The organism is Edaphobacter sp. (genome assembly GCF_035763405.1).
Classification (GTDB): Bacteria; Acidobacteriota; Terriglobia; order Terriglobales; family Acidobacteriaceae; genus Edaphobacter.
In genome coordinates this window covers 1-4,469 of record NZ_DASUBE010000021.1, presented here as the reverse complement: position 1 = coordinate 4,469, position 4,469 = coordinate 1, and the positions used below count along the sequence as shown (strand labels likewise).

Below are 4,469 nucleotides of genomic sequence, written 5' to 3'. Positions count from 1 at the left end.
AGTTTGTACGGTTCGGCGGGTGTGGGGATGGCGTCGGGGAGTTTGGGGGCTTCGATGGTGGTTGGATTTTTTATTCCTACGCCGGTTGAGTTGTACGTGTTGAAGAGTGCGCCGGTGTAGCCTTTGACGTCGATGTTGCGGAAGATGGCGTTCTTGACGTTCGCCAGGAAGATGCCCTTCTGGCAGGTGCCGGTGACGTTTGACAGCGTGAGGCCGGTGAGTGGCTTGCGTGGGTGGATGGATGTGGCTTCGAGTAACACAGGCACGTTCTCGACGCGGATGTTCGAGAAGTGGAAGTTGCGCAGCGTAGGGATGCCGGCGTCGCCGGGGACGGGGTCCTGGTCCTGGATGCCGCTCTTGAGACCCTCGATGTGGAGGAAGCCAGCGAAGTCACCGGTGAGGTCGAGGTTGGTGGCGGTGATGTCTTCGATGAATGCGCCGCGGCCCGTGCGGGTTTTGATGTAGAAGGCGTAGCTGCGCGCGTGGGTGAATTTGCAGTTGCTGATGCGGACGTTGCGGATGCCGCCTGAGGTCTCCGAACCTATGCCGATGCAGGCGAAGATGCTGTCGGCAAAGGTGCAGTTGGTGATGGTGACGTCTTCGGTGGTGATGGCAGGGTTGATGCCGATCTGCGAGGTCGCCTCTTCGCCGCGGCCGGACTTGAGCGAGATGCAGTCGTCGCCGGTGGAGATGTCGCAGTGGTCGATGAGCACGTGCTGGCAGGAGTCGATGTCGATGCCGTCTCCGTTGCCGCCGGTGGAGCGGATGGTGAGGTTTTTGATGACGATGTGCTGGCAGAGTGTGGGATGAATCGACCACATGAGGTGGTAGCTGGTGGAGAAGTCTTCGAGGCGGACGTTGCGGCAGTTGATGGGCTCGATGAGCGCGGGATGGCGCAACGGCGAGGTGGGACGTGGACGACCGCCGAGGGCTGGGTTGCCGATGATTTTGCCTGCGCCGGTGATGCCGATGTCTTCGACGCCGTTGGCGTAGATGAGCGCGGTGTGGCCTTCGATCCATTTGCCCTCCCAGCGGACTTGCGTGACGGGGTAGTCGTCGAAGTCGGGGCTGCCGGTGAGGGTGGCTTCAGGATCGAGGCGCAGCAGGGTGCGGGTGCGGAGCTGGATGGCTCCGGTGAGGTAGTTCCCTGCCGGCACGAAAACTTCGCCTCCGCCGAGGACCGAGCAGCGGTCGATGGCCTGTTGAATGGCGGCCGTGTCTTTGGTTGCGGAGTCGCCCTTGGCGCCGAAGTCGCGGACGTTGAGTGTGAGCTTCGGCTTCGCGGGGTGCGCGGGTGCTTTGCGGGGCGTGGAGGGTTGCTGCGCTTCTGCGTTGGCGATCAGCGAGAACACGGGGGCGGCGAGGACCGCGGTCTTCAGAAAACGGCGGCGGGCAAGGATTGGATTCTTCATAGTCGCTCGTTTGGCGCAGCTTTTTGATTTTTGAAGCTTATGGTGTGAGGACGGACGAACGGTGCTTGTTGTTTCAATAAGGAATATATTTCTTTGCTTCGTGGACTGTCTGGCTGGAGCCAGAGCTTAGTGGCGGCACAGGCAAAATGCGGGGGTTCTTCGCTTCGCTCAGAATGGCAATCAAGTCACAGGCCCTCAGAATGACAACCGAAGAGCTTTGCAAAAGATGGGTAGCAGGGATGGCCTGATTGCAGACTGCTCTAATCGACGCGGCAGATGAGGCACTTGAGGTAGCTGGTCTCGGGCAGAGTGAGGACGGCAGGGTGGTCGGGCGCAGCGCCGCGGACTTCGAGGAGCTGCACGCGACGGCCTGTGTCGGAGGCGGCGGCCCGGACGACCTCGGTGAACTCGGCGAGCGAGACGTGGTGCGAGCAGGAGCAGGTAACGAGTATGCCGCCGGGGCGCAGCATCCGCAGGGCGCGGAGGTTCAGCTCCTTGTAGCCGCGCAGAGCGCCGGTGACAGCGCGCTTTGACTTGGCGAAGGCTGGCGGGTCGAGCACGATGGTGTCGTAGCGTTCGCCCTGGGATTCGTACTCGCGGAGCAACTCGAAGGCGTCGGCCTCGATCCAGTGGACGTTGGCGGCGAGATACGGGTTGAGATCGAGGTTGCGGTCGGCGACTTCGAGCGCGGCACGGCTGGCGTCGACGCCGGTGACTTCGCGGCAACGCTGGGCGAGGTGCAGCGCGAAGCCTCCCTGATAGGTGCAGATGTCGAGCGCGGTGCCGTGCGCGTGGTTGGCGGCGGCGGCGTAGTTGAGGCGCTGGTCGAGGAAGGCTCCGGTCTTCTGGCCGGCGGTGGCATCGTAGTGGAAGCGCAGGCCATTGATGGTGAAGATCGTCGTCAGTTCGGGCGATGGGTTTTGGCTGAAGAGTGGAGCGGGGGATGGCGCTTCAATCTGTTCCAGTTCGCGGATTCTGGGATCGGGGCGTTCGATGATGAGCGCGGGCGCAAAATGCTCTCGGACGATGTCGGTAAAGAGACTGCGCACGTCGTCCTGCGCGGTGCCCTGGGTGAGCAGTTGCAGGATGACGAGGTTGTTGTAGCGGTCCGCGATGATGCCGGGTAGCGCATCGGCCTCGGAGAAGACGAGGCGGGCAGCGTTGTTCTCGGCGGAGGTGGGAGCGAGAGCTTCGCGGAGAGAGAGCGCGGCATTGAGCCGAGCGCTCACCTGTTGAAGATAGTGTTCGCGGGTCTGCATTGGCTCGTGCGAGATGAGGCGTGCGGCGATCTCGGATGCAGTGCTGTAGAGCGCGGTGCCGAGCGGGATACTGCGCGTGTCGGTAATGGTGATGAGCGCGCCGGGTGCGATTTCGGCTGTGCCGGGCGCGGGCGTGAGCGATTCGATGTCGGAGCGGTAGACCCAGAGATGCCCGGCGCGGAGACGGTCTGCCGCGCGGCGCGTGACGGCTGCCGCTGGGCCGTGCGGCTGTGGCTCGACGGTGCGCGGCGCGTGGGCTTCGGCCGGCTTTGATTCCCTCTTCGGGGCCTTCTTTGCCGCCGGTCTCGCGGCTTGCTTTGCTGCTGGCTTCGCCATGGGTTAATGGTCGCACAGATGCGACACTGGTGATGAGGAGCGGCGCAGGTGCAGACGGCGGATGTGGTTGTATTGGGAGCGGGTGCGGCGGGCATGATGTGCGCGCTCGAAGCAGGACGACGCGGGCGGCGCGTTGTGCTGCTGGAGCACGCTGAGCGCGCGGGCAAGAAGATCCTGATCTCCGGCGGCGGACGGTGCAACTTCACCAACATTCACTGCCGTGCAGAGAGCTTTCTTTCGGAGAATCCGCACTTTGCCAAGTCGGCGCTGGCGCGATTCACGCCTGCCGACATGATTGCGCTGGTGGAGAAGCATGGCATTCGCTTCCACGAGAAGACGCTGGGGCAGTTGTTCTGCGACCGCTCGGCGATGGACGTGGTGGCGATGCTGGAGCGCGAGTGCGCGGAGGCTGGCGTTCGCTTGCTGACCGGTACGCGCGTGCTCTCGATCGCGCGCGATGGGCAGTTCAGCGTGGAGACGAGCGCGGGTGGAATTCGCGCACAAGCTGTTGTCGTAGCTACGGGTGGGCTATCGATTCCGAAGATGGGTGCTACGGGCTTCGGCTATGGCGTGGCGGAGCAGTTCGGTCTGCGCGTTGTCGCGTGCCGCCCGGCGCTGGTGCCGCTCGTCTTTGGCGCGGAGGACCGCGAGCGATGGTGCGACCTGACGGGCGTCTCGGCAGAAGTGATTGCCAGTGCAGGAGCGAAGAGGCAGCGAGCGAGCTTCCGCGAAAAACTGCTGGTCACACATCGAGGACTGAGCGGACCGGCGGTGTTGCAGGCCTCGTCGTACTGGCGCGAGGGCGAGAGCGTAAGGATGGACCTGGCGCCAGACGTTGAAGTGCTGGCTCCCCTGCTCAGGAAAAATGCGCGGCGGGATGCACGTGCGGCGGTCGAGGCGTTGCGTGCGGTGCTGCCGACGAGGTTGGCGGAGCGGTGGGTGGAGCTGCATCCGCCGAACGACTGGACCAACGCTTCCGTGGCAGCGATGGAACGCGCGCTCCACGGATGGCAGATTCAGCCTGCCGGAACGGAGGGCTACGCCAAGGCCGAGGTGACGGCAGGCGGCGTGGACACGGCCGAACTGGACGCGAAGACGATGCAGAGCCGCAAGGTTCCGGGGTTGTACTTCATTGGCGAAGTCGTGGACGTGACCGGTTGGCTGGGCGGGTATAACTTCCAGTGGGCGTGGGCCTCGGGAGCGAGTGCTGGGCGGGCAGTTTAAAGGCGGCTTACTGCTGTCCGTGGGCGTAAGAGGGTGCTGAAAAAGTCATTGGCGAAGAGAAAGGCGTACCTCAGCGGCTAAAGCCGCGCTGATTTTGCGGTACTTGCGGCACGGCTGAAGCCGTGCCCTTAAGCAAAACGGACTTCTTCAGCACCCTCTAAAGCCCCATTGCATTGAGGGACGCTATGGCGTGGCTGAAGCCACGCCCCTTCAAAGCGAAGACTTAATCAGAGGTTCC

General features: G+C 63.5%; 3 protein-coding genes. 1 reads left to right on the top strand and 2 read right to left on the bottom strand.

The features are described 5' to 3' along the window. Both VFU66_RS02285 and VFU66_RS02280 read right to left on the bottom strand, forming a co-directional pair. Positions 1–1,412, bottom strand: a 1,412-nt coding sequence (locus VFU66_RS02285; RefSeq protein WP_326444612.1) for a glycoside hydrolase family 28 protein, incomplete at its 3' end; no start/stop codon positions are given. Positions 1,413–1,672: 260 nt separating this feature from the next. Continuing rightward, positions 1,673–3,007 carry a class I SAM-dependent rRNA methyltransferase gene (locus tag VFU66_RS02280; RefSeq protein ID WP_326444611.1) on the bottom strand — a complete coding sequence of 445 codons (1,335 nt, stop codon included), beginning with the start codon at positions 3,005–3,007 and terminating at the stop codon, positions 1,673–1,675. Positions 3,008–3,100: 93 nt separating this feature from the next. Between VFU66_RS02280 and VFU66_RS02275 the strand changes: the two genes are divergently transcribed. Then, on the top strand, positions 3,101–4,231 hold the full coding sequence (locus VFU66_RS02275) for a BaiN/RdsA family NAD(P)/FAD-dependent oxidoreductase (RefSeq protein ID WP_414649362.1): 1,131 nt from the start codon (positions 3,101–3,103) through the stop codon (positions 4,229–4,231). Positions 4,232–4,469 lie beyond the last annotated feature (238 nt).

Coding starts and splice junctions, on each gene's coding strand:
- VFU66_RS02280 (WP_326444611.1), bottom strand. CDS start 3,007: ATGGCGAAGCCAGCAGCAAAGCAAGCCGCGAGACCGGCGGCAAAGAAG.
- VFU66_RS02275 (WP_414649362.1), top strand. CDS start 3,101: ATGATGTGCGCGCTCGAAGCAGGACGACGCGGGCGGCGCGTTGTGCTG.